The 16934-nt window shown below is 56.1% G+C and carries 19 protein-coding genes and 1 pseudogene; 12 read left to right on the top strand and 8 right to left on the bottom strand.

Annotated elements, in window-relative coordinates; genetic code table 11:
* The first annotated feature begins 49 nt into the window (after window positions 1–49).
* The 6 genes from AC1DUP_RS30820 (at window position 50) to AC1DUP_RS30795 (ending at window position 5290) form a co-directional block, all read left to right on the top strand.
* A complete protein-coding gene (locus AC1DUP_RS30820) occupies window positions 50–919 on the top strand; it encodes a carbohydrate ABC transporter permease (protein ID WP_477836566.1) in 870 nt (289 codons plus the stop codon).
* Window positions 909–1718 carry a carbohydrate ABC transporter permease gene (locus tag AC1DUP_RS30815; RefSeq protein WP_477836564.1) on the top strand — a complete coding sequence of 270 codons (810 nt, stop codon included), beginning with the start codon at window positions 909–911 and terminating at the stop codon, window positions 1716–1718. The genes AC1DUP_RS30820 and AC1DUP_RS30815 overlap by 11 nt, the downstream gene beginning before the upstream one ends.
* Window positions 1719–1741: 23 nt before the next feature.
* Window positions 1742–2491, top strand: coding sequence for a glycerophosphodiester phosphodiesterase family protein (locus AC1DUP_RS30810; RefSeq protein ID WP_477836562.1), 750 nt, complete (start codon window positions 1742–1744; stop codon window positions 2489–2491).
* On the top strand, window positions 2488–3534 hold the full coding sequence (locus AC1DUP_RS30805) for an ABC transporter ATP-binding protein (RefSeq protein WP_477836560.1): 1047 nt from the start codon (window positions 2488–2490) through the stop codon (window positions 3532–3534). Before AC1DUP_RS30810 ends, AC1DUP_RS30805 begins: the two co-directional genes overlap by 4 nt.
* A 50-nt stretch (window positions 3535–3584) precedes the next feature.
* Window positions 3585–4472, top strand: a complete 888-nt coding sequence (locus AC1DUP_RS30800; RefSeq protein ID WP_477836558.1) for a MurR/RpiR family transcriptional regulator — start codon at window positions 3585–3587, stop codon at window positions 4470–4472.
* A 185-nt stretch (window positions 4473–4657) separates the two neighbouring features.
* A complete protein-coding gene (locus AC1DUP_RS30795) occupies window positions 4658–5290 on the top strand; it encodes a class I SAM-dependent methyltransferase (protein ID WP_477836556.1) in 633 nt (210 codons plus the stop codon).
* 173 nt (window positions 5291–5463) lie between these two features.
* Here the strand turns inward: AC1DUP_RS30795 and minE are convergent, their stop codons facing one another.
* From minE to AC1DUP_RS30775, 4 genes are all read right to left on the bottom strand, one after another.
* On the bottom strand, window positions 5464–5721 hold the full coding sequence (minE, locus tag AC1DUP_RS30790) for a cell division topological specificity factor MinE (RefSeq protein ID WP_477836554.1): 258 nt from the start codon (window positions 5719–5721) through the stop codon (window positions 5464–5466).
* Window positions 5718–6533, bottom strand: a complete 816-nt coding sequence (gene minD, locus AC1DUP_RS30785; protein WP_477836552.1) for a septum site-determining protein MinD — start codon at window positions 6531–6533, stop codon at window positions 5718–5720. Before minD ends, minE begins: the two co-directional genes overlap by 4 nt.
* A gap of 30 nt (window positions 6534–6563) precedes the next feature.
* Window positions 6564–7307, bottom strand: a complete 744-nt coding sequence (gene minC, locus AC1DUP_RS30780) for a septum site-determining protein MinC (RefSeq protein WP_477836550.1) — start codon at window positions 7305–7307, stop codon at window positions 6564–6566.
* A 753-nt stretch (window positions 7308–8060) separates the two neighbouring features.
* Window positions 8061–8660: a transglutaminase-like cysteine peptidase gene (locus AC1DUP_RS30775; RefSeq protein WP_477836548.1), complete on the bottom strand. Its 600-nt coding sequence runs from the start codon at window positions 8658–8660 to the stop codon at window positions 8061–8063.
* 256 nt (window positions 8661–8916) lie between these two features.
* Between AC1DUP_RS30775 and AC1DUP_RS30770 the strand changes: the two genes are divergently transcribed.
* The 4 genes from AC1DUP_RS30770 (at window position 8917) to AC1DUP_RS30755 (ending at window position 13369) form a co-directional block, all read left to right on the top strand.
* The gene (locus tag AC1DUP_RS30770; protein WP_477836546.1) at window positions 8917–10362 is read left to right on the top strand and encodes an O-antigen ligase family protein; all 1446 of its coding nucleotides are present in this window, start codon (window positions 8917–8919) and stop codon (window positions 10360–10362) included.
* Window positions 10363–10722: 360 nt separating this feature from the next.
* Window positions 10723–11805: a polysaccharide biosynthesis/export family protein gene (locus AC1DUP_RS30765; RefSeq protein WP_477836544.1), complete on the top strand. Its 1083-nt coding sequence runs from the start codon at window positions 10723–10725 to the stop codon at window positions 11803–11805.
* 42 nt (window positions 11806–11847) lie between these two features.
* Window positions 11848–12543, top strand: coding sequence for a hypothetical protein (locus AC1DUP_RS30760; protein WP_477836542.1), 696 nt, complete (start codon window positions 11848–11850; stop codon window positions 12541–12543).
* 94 nt (window positions 12544–12637) lie between these two features.
* The gene (locus tag AC1DUP_RS30755; protein ID WP_477836540.1) at window positions 12638–13369 is read left to right on the top strand and encodes a hypothetical protein; all 732 of its coding nucleotides are present in this window, start codon (window positions 12638–12640) and stop codon (window positions 13367–13369) included.
* A gap of 23 nt (window positions 13370–13392) precedes the next feature.
* Here the strand turns inward: AC1DUP_RS30755 and AC1DUP_RS30750 are convergent, their stop codons facing one another.
* Window positions 13393–14175 (bottom strand): metallophosphoesterase, encoded by a 783-nt coding sequence (locus tag AC1DUP_RS30750; RefSeq protein WP_477836538.1) that lies wholly within the window; start codon window positions 14173–14175, stop codon window positions 13393–13395.
* A 615-nt stretch (window positions 14176–14790) separates the two neighbouring features.
* On the bottom strand, window positions 14791–15012 hold the full coding sequence (locus tag AC1DUP_RS30745) for a hypothetical protein (RefSeq protein ID WP_477836536.1): 222 nt from the start codon (window positions 15010–15012) through the stop codon (window positions 14791–14793).
* A 311-nt stretch (window positions 15013–15323) separates the two neighbouring features.
* On the opposite strand from AC1DUP_RS30745, the pseudogene tnpA reads away from it, so the two are divergent.
* Window positions 15324–15662: pseudogene (gene tnpA / locus AC1DUP_RS30740) on the top strand (IS66-like element accessory protein TnpA); the annotation flags it as partial.
* Window positions 15663–15691: 29 nt separating this feature from the next.
* Window positions 15692–16153 (top strand): IS66 family insertion sequence element accessory protein TnpB, encoded by a 462-nt coding sequence (tnpB, locus tag AC1DUP_RS30735; RefSeq protein WP_477836534.1) that lies wholly within the window; start codon window positions 15692–15694, stop codon window positions 16151–16153.
* A gap of 57 nt (window positions 16154–16210) precedes the next feature.
* On the opposite strand, the gene AC1DUP_RS30730 is transcribed toward tnpB, so the two are convergent.
* Both AC1DUP_RS30730 and AC1DUP_RS30725 read right to left on the bottom strand, forming a co-directional pair.
* Window positions 16211–16558, bottom strand: a complete 348-nt coding sequence (locus AC1DUP_RS30730) for an immunity protein Imm33 domain-containing protein (protein WP_477836532.1) — start codon at window positions 16556–16558, stop codon at window positions 16211–16213.
* Between the two features lie 78 nt (window positions 16559–16636).
* Window positions 16637–16934 (bottom strand): hypothetical protein (locus AC1DUP_RS30725; protein WP_477836530.1); only part of this gene is annotated, 298 nt, incomplete at its 5' end.

Here is a 16934-nt window from a genome sequence, read left to right as displayed (position 1 = left end):
GCAAGACGACGGGCCTTGAACGGCCCGTCGTCTCAACTGTTTCGGTCCCATGCTGCGCACACTCACACCCTATCTTCTCGTCGCACCGCTGATCCTCTTCATCACGGTCTTCACCTATGTTCCCGTCATTACCAGCGTGAACCTCAGCTTCCGACACTGGGACTTCCTGTCGCCGACCATGCCCTTCGTCGGTTTCGAGAACTATCGCCTGTTGCTGAATTCCCGCGACTTCTGGAATGCGCTGCGGGTCACCGCACTCTTCGCTTTGATTTCCGTGCCGATCAGGTTGGCGCTGGCACTTGCGGTCGCAAGCTATCTCGTCCGCGAGACATTGCCGTCGCGGCTGTTGCGCGGGGCGCTGTTCCTGCCTTCCGTTACCTCCACCGTCTCGATCGCAGTCGTCTTCTCCTGGCTCTTCGCCACCGATTACGGCATGGTGAACGCCGTCCTCACCTCGCTCGGACTCGGGAAAGTGCCGTGGCTGCAGGATCCGCAGCTTGCCCTCTGGGTGCTGATTTTCGTCAATACGTGGAAACAGCTCGGCTACGATATCGTCATCTATATTGCCGGCCTGCAGGCCGTACCGCAGGAACTTTATGATGCGGCTGCCGTTGATGGCGGCCGGCGTTTCCATGTGTTCCGCCGGGTCACTGTGCCGCTCGTCATGCCGACCACCTATTTCCTGCTGGTGATATCTGTCATCGAAGCCTTCCAGGTCTTCACCATCGTCAACATCATGACCCGTGGCGGCCCAGCGGGTGCGACCGACATGCTGGTCAACCTGCTTTACCGTGTAGGGTTCACCCTCTTCGACATCGGCAGAGGCTCGGCACTCGCCGTTCTGCTCTTCATTTTCCTGATCGTGCTGGCGCTGATCAAATCCTTCGCCATGGGCCGGAAGGTGCATTATGAAGCTTGAGAACCCTTTTGTGACAGGGCTGGCGCTTGTTGCCGGGCTCATCTTCCTGTCGCCTGTCCTCTATTCCATCTGGATGTCCTTCGAGACGGCGCAGTCCTATTATACCGGCAGTTACGAGTTCACGCTGGACAACTATGTCCGAGCAGTCGCCGAGTACAATTTCGCCCGCTATCTTCTGAACAGCATTATCGTTTCGGGTCTGGTGACGCTGCTCGGCATCACCGTCGCAACCATGGCGGCCTTCGCCTTCGCGCGCTTTCAGTTCCGAGGCGGCAACCTGCTCTTCGGCGCGACTGTCGCCACACTCATGATCCCGAGCCATATCAGCCTGATCCCCAACTATCTGACGCTTGCCAAGGCCGGCCTGCTCGATACCTATGCCAGCCTCATCCTACCCGCCATATCGAACGGCTTTGCCGCCTTCTTCCTGCGCCAGTACATCAAGGGCATTCCGAAAGCGCTCGACGAGGCCGCCTATATGGATGGCGCAACACCGCTGCAGGTGCTCTGGCGGGTGATCGTGCCGATTGCCAGGCCAGCCATCTTCTCCATGGGCCTCTACATCTTCATCACCGAGTGGAACAATTACATCTGGCCACTGGTCGCCGTCGGCAAGGAAGACCTCTACACACTGCAGATCGGCCTTGCCCGCCTCTATCGCATCAATCCCGGCGAGGGCCTGGTCGACTGGCCGCTCGTCATGGCCGCCTGCACCCTCAGCATCCTGCCTGTGCTGCTCGGCTTCCTGCTGGTCGAGCGCCATCTCGTGCGCGGCATCACGCTCGGCGCGGTGAAATAATCATGAAGAAGGACAAGCATTGAATGACACGCATCGCTTCGCACCGCGGCGGCACTCTGGAATTCGGCGACAGCACGCCGCAAGGTTTTACCGCAACGGCAAAAATGCCGCTGGAAGAGGTTGAATTCGACGTCCATCCGACCGCCGACGGCGCGATCATGGTCCATCACGACGCAACGCTCGACGGCACGACAGACCGAAGCGGTGCGATCGCCGCCATGAGCGAGGCCGAAGTCCGCGCCGCCATCATCAACTATGGCGCCGGCGGGCATCCGATCTCGCTTGCCGAGCTCTGCGCGATCTATGCTGACAGCACCGTGGACTTCCGCTGCGAGATCAAGCCCGGCGTCGATGGCCGCCCTTATGAGAATTTCGTGCCGCGCGTCGTCGAAACCCTCGCCCGCCATAGCATGCTGGAAAGGACGATCTTCTCGTCTTTTCTGGTTGATTCGCAGGATGTGCTTTCGGCTGCCACCAACCGGCCAAAGCTCTGGCTGGTCAGCCCGCCCATTTTGCGCCAGTTGGGACCAACGGCGGTCATCGAAGTCGCGAAGGCGCATAACATTCCCGAAATCGGCGTACATGTGGATACCGCCAATTCCATATTGATGGCGCAAATCGAGAAAGCCGGGCTCGATTTCGGCTGCTGGGCAGCCCATTCGGCCCGACAGATCGAAAAGGTGTTGGCGCTCGGCGTGAAGGTCTTCACGACTGATCGGCCGAGCCTTGCAATTGCCGTTCGCAATCGTTTCCTGGCGGAGGCCGCGCAATGAGCGGCATCATCCTTCGAGACATCAGAAAGTCCTACCCCAGTGGGCCGGAAATCCTGCACGGCGTCTCCATGGAGATCAAATCAGGCGAATTCATCGTCATCGTAGGCCCTTCCGGCTGCGGCAAGTCCACCCTGCTGCGCCTGATTGCCGGGCTTGAACGCTGCGAAGAAGGCGATATCGAAATCGGCGGAAAGCGAGCAAATGATCTTGCCCCGCAGGATCGCGATATCGCCATGATTTTTCAGAACTATGCGCTCTATCCACACATGACGGTGCGCCAGAATATCGCCTTCGGCCTGGAGTTGCGCGGCATGCCGAAGGCGGAGCGCAATGGGCGCGCTGAAAGCGTCGCCAAGACGCTGCAGCTCGAAGCTTATCTTGATCGCAAGCCGGGTGCGCTGTCCGGCGGCCAGCGTCAGCGAGTGGCGATGGGCCGGGCGATGGCGCGCAACAGCTCCATCTTCCTGATGGACGAGCCGTTGTCGAACCTCGACAATGCGCTGCGCGTCGCCATGCGTACCGAGATCAAGGAGTTGCATCACCAGCTCGGCGCCACCATCGTCTATGTCACGCATGATCAGACCGAGGCGCTCTCGCTGGCCGACAGGATTGCCGTGATGAAGGATGGCGACCTCTTGCAGTTCGACACACCGGAAGCGATCTACGACCAGCCGCAGAACCGCTTTGTTGCTGGTTTCCTCGGCGTTCCCGCGATGAATTTCCTGCCTGTCGAACATCTCCCGGGCTGGCGGGGCCGGCAGCACGTGACGGCGGGGCTGAGGCCCGAATCCATGACGATCCGCACTGCAAAGTCGCATGAGCCCGCTTTGCCGGTCCGGCTTATGCTGTCGGAGATGACTGGCTCTGATATCATCCTGCATTGCGACAGTCCTGCCGGACGCATCACGCTCACCAGTCCGCGCAAGGACGTGCCGCGCCATGCCGACAACTTCTGGGTAACCTACGATCTTGACCGGGCCGTGTTTTTCGATAACCAGAGCGGAAACCGCATCGATCTTTCGTCCGGAGATCGGCGAGCCTAGACACCACCTACCGGTCGAGCTCCGGAAGTGGCCACGCGAGAAATGATGCAATGGAAAGACAGAGCGAAATTCCGCAACTTCTCGGCGATCTTATCAGCCGCAATTCGACGAAGCTCACGGACGCGGATACACGCCTTCTCGACGTGATGATGCAAGACCCGATCCGCGCGGCGATGGAAAACGGCAAGGCGGTTTCCTTCCGCGCCGGCGTGCACCCGGCCTCGGCCGTGCGGCTTGCGCGCCGTCTCGGTTTCAAGGGCTATCCCGAATTCCGGACCTTCCTGCAGGCGAACCTCATTGAAGGCGGCGGCGATTTCGAAAGCCCAGCCGCCCGCATGGCCGCCCGTCTCGTTCGGGCGGAGGAAGGCGGCGTCCTTTCCTCCGTACTCGATAGCGAGATTGCAGCACTGCAGCAGGTCAGAAACGCTGTCGCGGACGCCGATGTCAGAGGCTTTTCGGAAGTGCTGCGCGATTGTCGCCGGGTCTTCATCTTTGGGCGCGGCCATTCCGCCGCCCTCTCCTCACTGATCGCACTGAGGCTCAATCGCTCTGGCTATCCGTCAATCGATCTCGGGAGCCAGATGCACCTGATCGCCGAATCGCTGTTGACGTTGGGACCGGGCGACGTTGTCTGGCTGTTGGCTTTCCGCAAAGCCTCGCCGCTCATCCACCAGATCGGGAAGATCGCAGCGGAAGGAGGCGCCAAGGTTCTGGCGCTGACCGATCTGCTCAGCGCCCGCATCGACCCTGCGCCCGAGCGGCAGATCTCGGTTTCCCGCGGTGAAGCTGGCGAATCGCAGTCGCTTGTCGTTCCCATGACGATCGCCAACGCCGTCATTCTCGACCTTGCCGCCATCGATGACGGCCGCTCGCTGCGCGCAATCAGCGGTTTCAAGGCGTTCCGCGCGGACCGTGGTCTATCGCCGGTGATTCTGTAGCAGGAACGGGTGTCGGCAGCCTGAGGGGAAGTTGAAAGACACGGTGGCGCCAGATAGCCAAGTGGCCCCCTAAAGATCGGATATCTCGATCTGGTTTCTACAATCACATTGATAACACACCGCGATCAAATTCCCGTCCCATTGACCGTTACGATAGCACTCGTGACCATGGCAAAGGAGGGAATATGTCTGCCGACCTGAGCGCCAGCACTTATGTTCATGCGAAACCCGCCGTCGCCCACGACTATCTTTTGCCGACAGTTGTCGACGTTCTTGAAGGCAACTTCCAGGCAGCCGACGAAACAACGGTTTTCGATCTTGGCTGTGGCACTGGCGGCGCTGCCGCCCTGCTTTCCAAGAAGGGCTACGACGTCTCCGGGGTCGATCCGTCTCAAGACGGTATTGCGAAGGCAAATATGGCCTATCCGGATCTTTCGTTGGAAATTGGATCGGCCTACGACGACCTTGCCGAACAATATGGGACCTTCGACGCTGTCATCAGCCTTGAGGTGGTGGAACACGTATACGATCCCAAGACTTTTTCATCGACCATTTTTGATCTGGTCAAACCGGGAGGCATAGCCCTCATATCGACGCCATTTCATGGCTACTGGAAAAATCTGGCGCTGGCGCTGACCGGCAGGATGGACAACCACTACATGCCCCTCAAGGATCATGGGCACATCAAATTCTGGTCTCCGGAAACGCTAAAGACCCTCCTGTTGGATACAGGGTTTGAGACTGTTGATTTCGAGTATGTCGGGCGAATTTCGCTTGTCGCAAAATCGATGATCGCCGTGGCCCAAAAGCCGAATTAACGTCGCGCATCATCAGGATCTTATTTATCAGCTTATCGAGCGGAATCCCCGGGCGTTGGATGCTGCTGCCATCCGCATCAGCGCAAATAGTATCCACAGCCTTATGAGCTTGCGAAGATGCCGCTAGATCCAGCCGAAAGACTATGCAGTCTTTCGGCTGTCAGTTATCAAACTTATGCCGCCCTGGCGGCCTTAGCGGGAATTTCGACATCAATTTCGAGGATCGAAACGTGCTCGCCGCGATCAATCCTTATTTGCAGGCGATCGCCTTCGATTTCGACGTGTTTGGCGATAACCGCGAGGATCTCCTCCCTGAGAAGAGACACGAGATCCGAACCGGGGGACACGCGTTCGTGCGCCAGAAGCAACTGCAGGCGCTCGCGCGCGATTGGCGCAGTTTTCTTCTTCTGAAAGAAATCGAATACGCTCATGCTGCCCTCCGTCCGAAGATCTTGCCGAACAGGCCGCGCTTCTCGCCGGGTACCGTCACCGGGAGAATTTCGCCCGAAAGGCGACGGACCGCTTCGAAATAGGCCTTTGCCGGGGCGCTGTTCTGGTCTGCAAGCGTGACCGGAGCCCCGAGGTTGGAAGCGCGCAGCACGTCCATGCTTTCAGGGATGATGCCGAGCAGCGGGATCGACAGGATCTCGAGCACGTCATCGACCTTCAGCATGTCGCCGCGTTCAGCGCGAGCAACATCGTATCGGGTGAGAAGCAGGTGCTTCTCGATACGTTCACCCCTCTCTGCTTTTTCCGTCTTGGCATCCAGAAGACCGATGATTCGGTCCGAATCGCGCACCGAGGAGACTTCCGGATTGGTAACGACGACAGCGATATCGGCATGCCGCATCGCCAGCGTTGCACCGCGCTCAATGCCGGCGGGGCTGTCGCAGATGACCCAGTCGAACTGCTTTTTCAGCTCGCCGATGACGCGCTCGACACCTTCTGCCGTAAGGCAGTCCTTGTCGCGGGTCTGGGATGCCGGCAGCAGGAACAGGGTTTCCAGCCGCTTGTCGCGGATCAGCGCCTGCGGCAGCTTCGCATCGCCCTGAATGACGTTGATCATATCGTAGACGACCCTGCGCTCAGCCCCCATGACGAGATCGAGGTTACGAAGGCCGACGTCAAAATCGACGACGACAACCTTCTCATTCCTTTGCGCCAGCGCAGCCCCCAGCGCTGCAGTCGAGGTTGTCTTGCCAACGCCACCTTTTCCCGAGGTTACAACAATGACTTTTCCCATATCCCTCTCCTGTTTGAACCATTCACCCTGTTAAGTCAGCCGCGACGCCATGATCGCGTCGTTCTCAAGCCATAATTGCGCCGCGTGACCGCGCAGTTCTGCCGGCAAATCGTCGGCTGTCTTGTAGATCCCGTCGATCGCCAGAAGCTCGGCTTCGAGCTTGCGGCAGAAAATCCGCGCCGCCGAATTGCCGACCGATCCGGCGAGCGCCCGTCCACGGAGCGCGCCATAGATATGGATCGAACCACCGGCGATCACCTCCGCTCCCGAAGCGATCGATCCAATGACCGTCACATCGCCTTCGGGAAAGATAATAGACTGGCCGGATCGCACCGGTTCGTGCAACACCAGCGACGATGCGACAGCGCGGACAACGGGTGCCGCAACTTCGCGCACCTCTGCTGGCTTCGCCTTGCGCGGCGACTGCCCTTCGGCCTGAGCATCGGCAGCCGGCACGTCGACATCAGCGGCAGGACGCCCGCCGACCATGCCTGGTGGCATGCCGGCATCGAGCTGCGATGGCCGTGCGCCTTCTATGCCCATGACCCTGACGCCACGCTCACCAAGAGCCTGCACCATCGCTTTCAGCGCGGCACGATCGAGCGCGAGCTCACTTACATCCAGGACCACCGGCCTGCCGAGAAAGAACCCGGCGGAGCGCGCAGCGAGGTCGTCAAGCCGCACGAGCCAATCGTCGAACGGCAGATCGGGGGTCAGTACGACCGCGAGAAACGATCGGCCTTTGATGCGAATGGAGCGCGCGTCAGTTAACACGTTAGTAAACTTGGTTAATTTCGATTTAAAAGCTTTAGCTGCTTCATGGTTAACAAATCGTTAACAATGGTTCAAAGCCATCAAGAAAACAGCCTGGCAAGAGGCGCCCAAGGATCGCGCCAGCACCCGTTCTGGATCGGGTGATCTGCTCATCTAAACCGAGCCCTCCTTCGGTAAATGTCGCTCCACCATCTTTGGACAAGGAGGCTACACAGATCGTGCGTCCAACTCTGCGTTCGGCTGCCAACCATCTAGCTGTGCTCGCTCAGAATGCACTTCTCCCACCGAAACGCATTGCTGCAAGCATAAAGCGACCAGTCTTACGATGTGAGGAGATCAGTTTAGCTGTGCCTTGAATCAGCTACAGGACAGCTACTTCGCGGCTCCACTCAAAAACTACCACGCGATACGGGCTCAATCAGAAAACGAACGCTGAGTGGCGATAGCGAGCCTTCATACAAGATGCTCCGATTGAACCGGTAGGGGGCCGCTCAACCTGAAGCCGCAACGCATCAATTGTCCGAGATGAAGACATTCAGGTGTTGGCCGATCGGCCACTTCCGTTCAGGGCCGACAGTTCACCACAGGCTGCGCATATCCAATCACATCTGCTTCGAACACCGCATCGAGCATCGCCTCACCGAGCACAACTATCCCTGGACCAGCGGGCAGGCCGAGCGCATGAATCATCTTACCTCAAGGCGGCTATCATGCGGCGCCATCACTCCAGCACCGGCGAGCAGGTCGAACCTCTCACAATTCGTACCAGACCCGCGGATCATCTCCGGATTGTATCATCAGCCATTTCAGATCGGTTTTGTCCCAGGCCCTGATGGCATTGGTACGGTTATCGAGAACCAAGTCGCCAACATTGGTTTTCACAACCAAGACCGCATGGCCCTCGCCGTAGGGCGTTTTTGCAACCGCAATTCTGAGAGCCTTCGACGACCAACCCATGGCGATGAGGTGGTCACGTTTGGTCAGAGCGAAGTCTTCGCAATCACCGCTTTTGACGTTCACTTCCCATACGTCGTCGGCGATCTTTCCGCTTGCGTCATTCCGTGGAACAATCGAGCGATTGACCGATGCGTTGACCGAGCGCAGCTGCTTGTCGGCATAGGTACTGAGCGCCACGACGGCTGCGCCGCTTTTCGCCTGACATTCCTGTGGTTTACGGGCGCAGAACATAACATGCGCGAAGGGCGCCATCGTCCTCTTCCTTGCCTGGATATATTTGACCGATGGAGTTTCGTGCAAATCACGGGTAAGGCCAGACAGTACACCGGCCTGTAGATTCTGGGTTCCCGCTAAAGAAACCAGGACGAGTGCAGCCAGAAATTTACGCGCCGACATGTTGCCTCTATGGGTGTATGACAAATCGCCACTCCGGATGCAACCAACTGACATCTCGTTGGAATTTGTCTTGCTTGAGATGGCATCAACCTACGGAACAAGGCTGTTCATCGGCTTAAGTCATCGATTACAATTTTAGCGATCGGGCGTTTCTCTGCGGGCATACAGTTTACTTTGTCGTTGCAGTAAAAATTCCTTGAAAATGACTGTGAGTTCGTGCACGCATGGCATCTGATCTGTCACATTCCTATCCCCTATGAAAACGCCCCGAATTGCTCCCAGTTTACTGCATTATATTTACTGCGGCCTGATTGTTCTGTCGGTCGTGCCATTCGGCTTGGTCGATATCTTGCCTCAAACTCTGATCCTGATTGTTATGTGCATATTGGGTGGGGCTACCGTCGTCATCTACGGTCCACCGGAGCGCGGACGATGGGTTTTCGGCGCTGCACTCGCCGTCTTCACACTCACGGTCCTTTGGATCCTCTTTCAGACCATCGAAGTTCCTTTTAAGCTCTTCGACGACCCAGTTTGGGCGCAGGCACGAGAGATGGCCGCAGCCCACAGGACAATCTCTGTTGAACCCGCGGACACGCTCGCAACACTGTTGCAAATTGCTCTGCCAGCGGTGACGTTTTTAACCGGCCTCATCGTTGCTGAGCGCTCAAGAGATGATCAAACGATGATCAGGTTTCTGGCCTCGACCGCCGGAATCCTGGCAATATATGGTCTATATCAATTCCTGTTCTTTCCCGACACACTTCTCGGGGCTGCAAAGAAGGCCTATCAAGAAAGTCTGACAGCTACGTTCGTGAACCGAAATACCAATGCCACTTTTTTTGGCTTGGGATTGCTGATGCAGTTTACGCTCTTATTTGATTCTTTCTTTATCAAGACCGACCAAGCATCACCTGAGCCGCCAAACGGTGTGAGGATGCTGCCGCGTCTCTACTATTGCTTTCTCACCTTCGCCACTTTCTCGGCCCTGATGCTCACACAATCGCGCGCCGGGGTTTTTCTGACTGCGCTTGCAATACTGATCTACATTCCATTCTTGGCGAGCCAGTGGCTCAGGACATTTCCTAATTCACTCCCGCGGCTGGGCTCTAGGTTGTCTCGTGTGGCGATCGCCATCGCGGCCACCTCTCTTGGGACGGGATTCTTCCTTCTTTTTGCATCGAAAGCGATGTTACGCGCGAATATTCAAGGACTTGACGACGCGCGATTCTGTATTTGGCCGGATGTGGTCAAAGCGACGTCCAACAATTGGCTTTTTGGCACCGGATTTGGCACATTCAGAACTGTATTTTCAGGCTATCGGGATCCCCGCTGCGGCATCTTCAATATCTTTGATCGAGCCCATAATACTTATCTAGAGGGATTTTTGACGCTTGGCGTCATATTTCCGATTGTCGCATTGCTTGTCCTAGCTGCCCTCCTCTTTATTCTCTGGCGCGGCTATCGCAATAGAAAACGCAATAGGCACTATGCAGTCCTGGGCCTAGCGGCAACTGTTCTGGTTTGGGGACACGCACTTGTAGACTTTTCCATCCAGATTCCCGGCTTTTCGGTTTTTTACGCCGCCTTCCTTTCAGGTACCGTATGCGTGTGCTACAAGCACACGCTCAGGCCAGCCGCCAGCACAAATGCTGCGACGCACAAGTATAATAACGATGAAATTGAACCGGGCTTAATATATTGAAGCAAAATATATAAGGAACCGCCCAACAATATATCGGAGAATTTTGCAATGTATTTAAATTGGTTAATTAGCAATCCAGCATGGACCATCGGAAATTAACCATAATTCCACTAGCCGCATGTTGCGACATTGCCACATTAACGATTTATTGGCTATCATGCATCTCGTTCCGGCAGATATTGCTCGCGTTTTATGCTTTGCATAAGCGCCAGTCTGACGGACGAAAAACTTAACAGGGATAAGATGAGCATCAATTTTCGACGCACCTCTATCGTCGCTGCGACGCTAATCGCGCTGTCGAGCTGCACCTCGTTGCCTCGATCCGGCCCTGATCACACCGATATCGATAGGAATGCTTCGGTGAAGGTCACGACGAAAGACCGGAAAGTCGGCATCGACTATGTGCTGATTGATCTGAACAAGGCCATTCTTCCCTTCTTTAATGAGGTTCAGTCCAGCTCATTGAACGGTTTTGGCGGTGGTCGCGGCGGGGCGCCGGACATCCCGCTCGGGGCTGGCGACGTCGTTCAGATCTCTATTTTCGAAGCGCAGGCCGGCGGTCTTTTTATTCCGTCTGACGCAGGCAGCCGACCGGGTAACTTTATTACGCTTCCTTCACAGACAATCGACAAGAATGGAACGATCAGCGTTCCCTATGCGGGACGCGTGCCTGCCTCCGGAAGGCTGAAGGAAGAGGTCGAACAGGACATCGAAGACAGGCTTGCAAGCCGCGCGATCGAGCCGCAGGTGGTCTTGTCGACCACCACAACAAAATCGGCAGAGGTTGCCGTCGTTGGCGATGTTAATAATCCGCAAAAAGTACAGCTGACTCCGGCCGGCGATAGAATCCTGGACGTGATTTCGACAGCGGGCGGCCTCACGACACCGAACATCGAAACGAATGTGACGTTGCAGAGGCGGGGCAGGACCGCGACGGTTCCCTATGAGGCCCTGTTGCGTAGCCCATCGGAAAATATCTTTGTTGCGCCAGGCGACACTGTTTCCGTTGAGCGCGAACGCCGCACTTATATCGCCCTCGGCGCGACGGGCCAGAACAACCGCATCGACTTCGAAGATTCGAACCTGACACTTGGCGAAGGTATCGCAAAGGCTGGTGGCGCGCTCGACAACCGGGCAGACCCGCGCGAGGTCGCCCTCTATCGCCAGGTCGACAAGAAGACCTTGCAGAAGCTGAACATCGACGTATCGCGGTTCGCTGCAGCGGAAGTTCCGGTTATCTTCCGCGCCAATATGCGTGACCCGGCAACGATGTTTGCGATTCAGCAATTCCTGTTGAAGGACAAGGACGTCATTTATATCTCGAACGCGGGTTCGGTCGAGCTGGTCAAGTTCCTTGATATCCTGAACTCGATAACGTCTACGGCAAGGGGCGTATCTTCGGATGTTGTTGACACCCGCGACGCTATAAGAGAATTGAACTAAGTCTGAGACGGCAGAACAGAAAAGCAATTCAGTCGATACGGTTTGGGAAACGAAGGATTAAGTAGAATGGCAAATAAATATCTTATGACGGCTGTCGGCGCCGCGACTACGATCGTTGCCAGCCTTTCTTTTTCATCGGCTTCCTTCGCGGGAAATTGCCTTACCGGGCCAGGAATGGCATCGCCGGAGATGGTCAGCGCATTTAATGCATCTCCGGAGGCATTTTTGTTTGCGAATGCCTCAGTCATTGGCCTGTCTGATCAGGTGCGGTCTTATACCGCAACGGAAACGGATCTCACGGCAAAGATGATCGGGCTTGCAAAGGCTGGCTCGCCCGCGCAGAAGGCAGCGATCGGTGCCGGTCTTGGAAGGGCTGCAAACGTATGCCGCCCTCAACATCCGGAACTGGCTGATGCGATCACCAAGGCGATTGCCGAGGCACTGCTGGCCGATACCACGCTTGCCGGCCTTCAGACAGCCTTTGTACAGGCGCTGAACGGGCAGACCGCGACCGCAGCGTTGGGATCACCTGGTTCTGCTGCGACGGCAGCGGGCGACATCAGCAACGGCCCCGCTGGCGCCATTATTGGCGGCGGCGAAGGCGACGGCTCTACTGATGGCTCTCAGAATTCCACCGCCAACCTGCTGCGGACTTCAGCAAGTAGCGGGACTTCGGCAAGTGGCGGCGGCAATTTTACCACCACCACCACCCAGTCCGTCAGCCCGAGCGGTATCTGACAGCACGCATAGAATAATTTGAGCTAGTGGGCGAATTGTGCTGATCAGGGGAGAAGTTCGCGGCACTCAAAAGAGCTCGGAAAGAACAGAAAGGGTGGCGACAATCTCTTTGGGGGTTCGTCGTGCGCCCTTTTTGTCTTGCTGCTTCATTCTAGTTATTGGCGCCTTTTTGGTGCTCGCTGCCAGCGAACTCCATCGCTCTATTGAGTTTGCTGATATGTTTGTCGTGGCCAAGCAGATCGAGCAGGACGGGGTAGTCAGCACCAAGAGTCTTTCTCGGGTCGTCGGCGTGCCTGCGGAGGTTCTCGCAGGAGGCTACTGCCGCTCCGATATCATTATGGCTGCCACGACTATCGTTCTGACGCAGATAGACACCGCAAACCAGGTCAATGACTACGAAGGCTGGCTGTCAGCCGTTACCATGGCTGAGAAATTCCTACAGCATGCACTGAGCTGCATGCCTACCGACAGTAATCTGTGGCTTCGCCTCGCAGTCGTGCGAGCAGTTATTGCGGAAGATCCGCAGGCTACAGCGCAGTTGATGGCACAGTCAGTGAAGTTGGCGCCAGCTGATCAGATAACCCTTCTCGCGCGTCTCTATTTTTGGAACAGATTCAGTGAAGCGACACTGAAATCTTCTGGCCCTCTTGTCGAACAGGATCTCGATCTTCTCTTCCACTTCGGGGATCCTCCACAGATCGCGCAGGAAATCCCGAACGTTGGGCCTGCTTTGATACCCTATATCAAACGCGCCTCGATATCCTTGTCTGATTCTCGCAAGAAACTCTTCGCCAGAAGTGGCCTGGACATCGCCAAGTTGCCTTGAGGGCTGCGCCACAGCCAGTGCAACTAAGAAAGAATTTTCGCGGCACCATTGGCGATTTTGACCACCGTCAGTCGGCCGGTGGCGTAACAACCCGTATCAATTCCAATCCGACCGTTGCCAAGATGGGGCTGGACTTGGGGGCTATGTCCATGAATCACAATAATTGGAAGTTCAGGCCCTCGTGTGAGGAAAGGCTCCCTGATCCACATCAGGTCCTCATCGCTCTGATGCTCCAGAGGTAATCCGTTACGAACCCCTGCATGGACAAAAACGAGATTCCCGATTTGCAACATAGAGGGCAACGTTCGCAGCAGTATTCGATGGCTGGTTGGAACCGCCTGCAACACCGCTTTTCGCAATGCCATTGCATCGCCGATACGGAGTATATGGGCCGCATCAACCCCGTAGGAGGTCAGAGTCTGGTGTCCAGCGAAGCGTAACCACACCTCGGTAGAAAGCTCATTGTTCAAAAATCTTGAAAACCAATCATCGTGATTGCCGCAAAGTGCAATCCTGCGGATATTGGGCGACGAAGGTTGACACAAGTGTTCCAACACATCGCAGGAGTGTGCGCCTCGATCCACATAGTCGCCCAGCAACACGATCAACGCCCGACCATCAGCCAAATCCTCGGAAATACGCCTTTCAGCATCCAGGAGCCTTTCGTAGCAGCCGTGCACGTCCCCGATCGCGTAAATGATAGGCCATTCAGCCGAATCTATCACAAGGCGTGGGCGCGCGGCGGCGAGACCAGCAAGTGAATCTTTCGAACGCTGACCGACAAATTTACGGATGGTGCGGATCAAGACCATCTGCCTCCCACCGCTGCAAGGGAAAAAGCCGACAACACAACCCGCATTTTGACTACTGCGTACCTCGACAACGAAATACATCTTATTGTCATGCGGCCTACCTCAATTCCGTCAGAGGTCGAGAATCACTCTGCATTTCAAATATCGCCAATCAGCACACGCTGTCGGCGATCTTCGGTCGCGAATTCATCACCCGCGTTAATCTCGACACCTGGAATATTATATGGTGCACTTCACACTATTCCGATTAAAGAAACCCAAATGTACTAGGCGATTCACCAGGAAAACGCTGTTTTTTCTCAAGCGCACTGGCCTACCGAACAGTGCCTATGAGTAGGCGTTACGAAACCCATCAGACCCAAAGTGTAAGCTACTTCTCTCGCAGCCCAGTACCATCGTATTATACAGCCCGCCGCTCAGGACGGGCTATTTAAGTCCAACCATTTTCGAGATGTAGAGCCAGAATTCGACGATCGGCCGAATGCTTCAAATCCATGTAATCGGCTATGTGATCACGCCGTTTAATCGGCGACGATTACGAACCAATCATCAGAGGAAGGCAGGCCGGGACATTGGGAAGCCTCATGCGTCTCTACAGGCGAGAATTCGTCAAATTCGCATAATTGAATCAATGGTCTCGCAATAATCGGAATCGATGACGGGCAAGCCCAGACCGGACCAAAAATCGAGGCTCCAGCGCCGCTCAAAAATGCCGCAGATAAGACTGCAACCGACAACCAAAATCAGGAAAGGCAACATCAAGGCAGCCAACAGAAATGCGCGAAAAGAATTGAATCTCTGACTATCCATTGAGCCGCTGCGCTCCAGCACGGAATTTATGTTCTAGAATGAAACGGTTCTATGTTAAAAATTTAATCAAATCAAACCAAATCGACGAGGGCTGTTTTGTTTCGCAACATCCGCAGCGGACGAATACACAAGTGCTCAGCATGTTGGGCAATTCACCATCCGGAAAAGAGGCAAAAGATGCATTTCCGAATATAACCGGACCTAAGTAAGCCCACGGGGAAGGCCCGTCTTGCGATGAAGAGCTGCTGACTGCCAGTCCTAGTCATATGACGGAACATCCAATTGAGGCGATCACGTCCGTAGAGTGCCGCCGCCGCTAGTCACGCGAGGATAAGGAACGGCTTGTCGCGTCCTTCTTTGAGCCGGATGCGGGTATCTCGGAGGTTGCCCGCGCTGCTGGAATCCATATCAGCCAACTCTTTCGCTGGCGCAAGGAGCTTTGCCAGACCGAGGAGCCCGCAAAACACGCTACGACTACCTTGGTGCCGGTTATCGCGTCGGATGCCTCACCGGCAGCCCAGCCCGTGGCCACGGAATCGTCGATGACATCGCGCCGGAAGCGCAGCGATGTAACGATCGAACTTAGTCGGGGCAGACGCGTGCGTGTGGGTAGCGATATCGACACGGATGCACTGGGCCGCATTCTCGATTGTGTGCCGGGTTTGCGATGATCCCGGTTCCAGGTGGTGTGAAGGTTTGGTTGGCGACCGGCCATACCGACATGCGCAAAGGCTTCCCCAGGCTGTCGTTGATGGTGCAGGAAGCGCTGAAGCGCGACCCGATGTGCGGGCACTTGTTCGTATTCCGCGGCCGCGGTGGTGGCCTGATCAAGGTGATCTGGCATCGCAGGGCGCTTGTCTGTCATAAAGAAGCTGGAGCGCGGACGCCTCATCTGGCCATCAGCAGCGGATGGCACGGTGGCGATCACGCCTTCCCGAGCGGATTCAGCGAAGGCAATCGCATTCTTCAGTTTGGCAACATCGATTCAAACAAAAGCTTCTCTATAATCTGCCACGGCTCGTCCTCCTGTGAAGAGGATCGGCTCGGCCTGTCCGAGCAACCCTCGGAAGACCACTGTAGGGCGAGCCACCTCAGCCACGAAGACGGACATACGGTCTTACGTGAGCGGTGTCCGAATCGCACCTTGACCACGTTCCTTTAGGTTGCTTGAGGATTGCCGACTTCGAAAGACGGCTGCTTCACGCAACAAGCGGACGTTTTACGACCTCTCATTCGGTTGTAGGAGTTCGCTGTCAAACCAGACGTCCTCATAATCAGGCGCAGCCAGAAATCGCCATCCAGGCGGAAGTGCCAAATAAGGCGTCACGGCTGGACAAGTCTCTTTAAGATGAAAAACGTGGATCGGTTTGAAGAATTCCGGATCCGTTGAATACTCACCACCCCAAATGAACCACCCATTTGTCCCTGCTTCCGGAGGATGCCGCAAGCCGTTAAGCGGCAGATCACCACGGAGAGCACTATCGGAAATCCCCAGTTTCGATGATGTAGGTGCTGGCGTCGGGACAGCATCATATCGCAAACAGACTTTGGCATGTTCTCGATCCATCACTACCCCTCCAAATCACTCATAATACGCTATCAAAACAATTTGGGCTTCAACAGGCGTCACCCAGGATTGGCTGCATCAGGCCGACACGCCTTCAGGGACGGCAACATGGGCGGAAATTCTACGGCAGGAGACCCTCAATATGGCTCTGCTTTTGGCCGTCAACGATAGCGCCGAGCGCGTCGCGGTCAGGTAGGCCAACGGTTCAACGGCATTGAGCCTGATGAGGTTGTCTAATCGCAACTGGGGCGTCAATAGCAATCTTTTGTAAGCAGCGCTGCCGGGTGCATGGTTGTCTTCGCGGTCGACATCGGTCGCCGCATGATGGAGCTTCGCAGCACGAGCCTTCAATGTGGTTGACGCATTCAGCTGAGAC

This window comes from Rhizobium sp. 01L419 (assembly GCF_056400025.1).
The sequence above is the reverse complement of the archived record's forward strand: the minus strand, read 5'-3'. Positions and strand labels throughout refer to the sequence as shown.

Bases quoted from the DNA above. Each gene is read 5' to 3' on its own strand.
- AC1DUP_RS30810 (WP_477836562.1), top strand. From the start codon at position 1,742: ATGACACGCATCGCTTCGCACCGCGGCGGCACTCTGGAATTCGGCGAC.
- minD (WP_477836552.1), bottom strand. From the start codon at position 6,533: ATGGGAAAAGTCATTGTTGTAACCTCGGGAAAAGGTGGCGTTGGCAAG.
- minE (WP_477836554.1), bottom strand. From the start codon at position 5,721: ATGAGCGTATTCGATTTCTTTCAGAAGAAGAAAACTGCGCCAATCGCG.
- AC1DUP_RS30775 (WP_477836548.1), bottom strand. From the start codon at position 8,660: ATGTCGGCGCGTAAATTTCTGGCTGCACTCGTCCTGGTTTCTTTAGCG.
- AC1DUP_RS30770 (WP_477836546.1), top strand. From the start codon at position 8,917: ATGAAAACGCCCCGAATTGCTCCCAGTTTACTGCATTATATTTACTGC.
- AC1DUP_RS30730 (WP_477836532.1), bottom strand. From the start codon at position 16,558: ATGGATCGAGAACATGCCAAAGTCTGTTTGCGATATGATGCTGTCCCG.
- AC1DUP_RS30800 (WP_477836558.1), top strand. From the start codon at position 3,585: ATGGAAAGACAGAGCGAAATTCCGCAACTTCTCGGCGATCTTATCAGC.
- AC1DUP_RS30805 (WP_477836560.1), top strand. From the start codon at position 2,488: ATGAGCGGCATCATCCTTCGAGACATCAGAAAGTCCTACCCCAGTGGG.
- AC1DUP_RS30820 (WP_477836566.1), top strand. From the start codon at position 50: ATGCTGCGCACACTCACACCCTATCTTCTCGTCGCACCGCTGATCCTC.
- AC1DUP_RS30815 (WP_477836564.1), top strand. From the start codon at position 909: ATGAAGCTTGAGAACCCTTTTGTGACAGGGCTGGCGCTTGTTGCCGGG.
- AC1DUP_RS30795 (WP_477836556.1), top strand. From the start codon at position 4,658: ATGTCTGCCGACCTGAGCGCCAGCACTTATGTTCATGCGAAACCCGCC.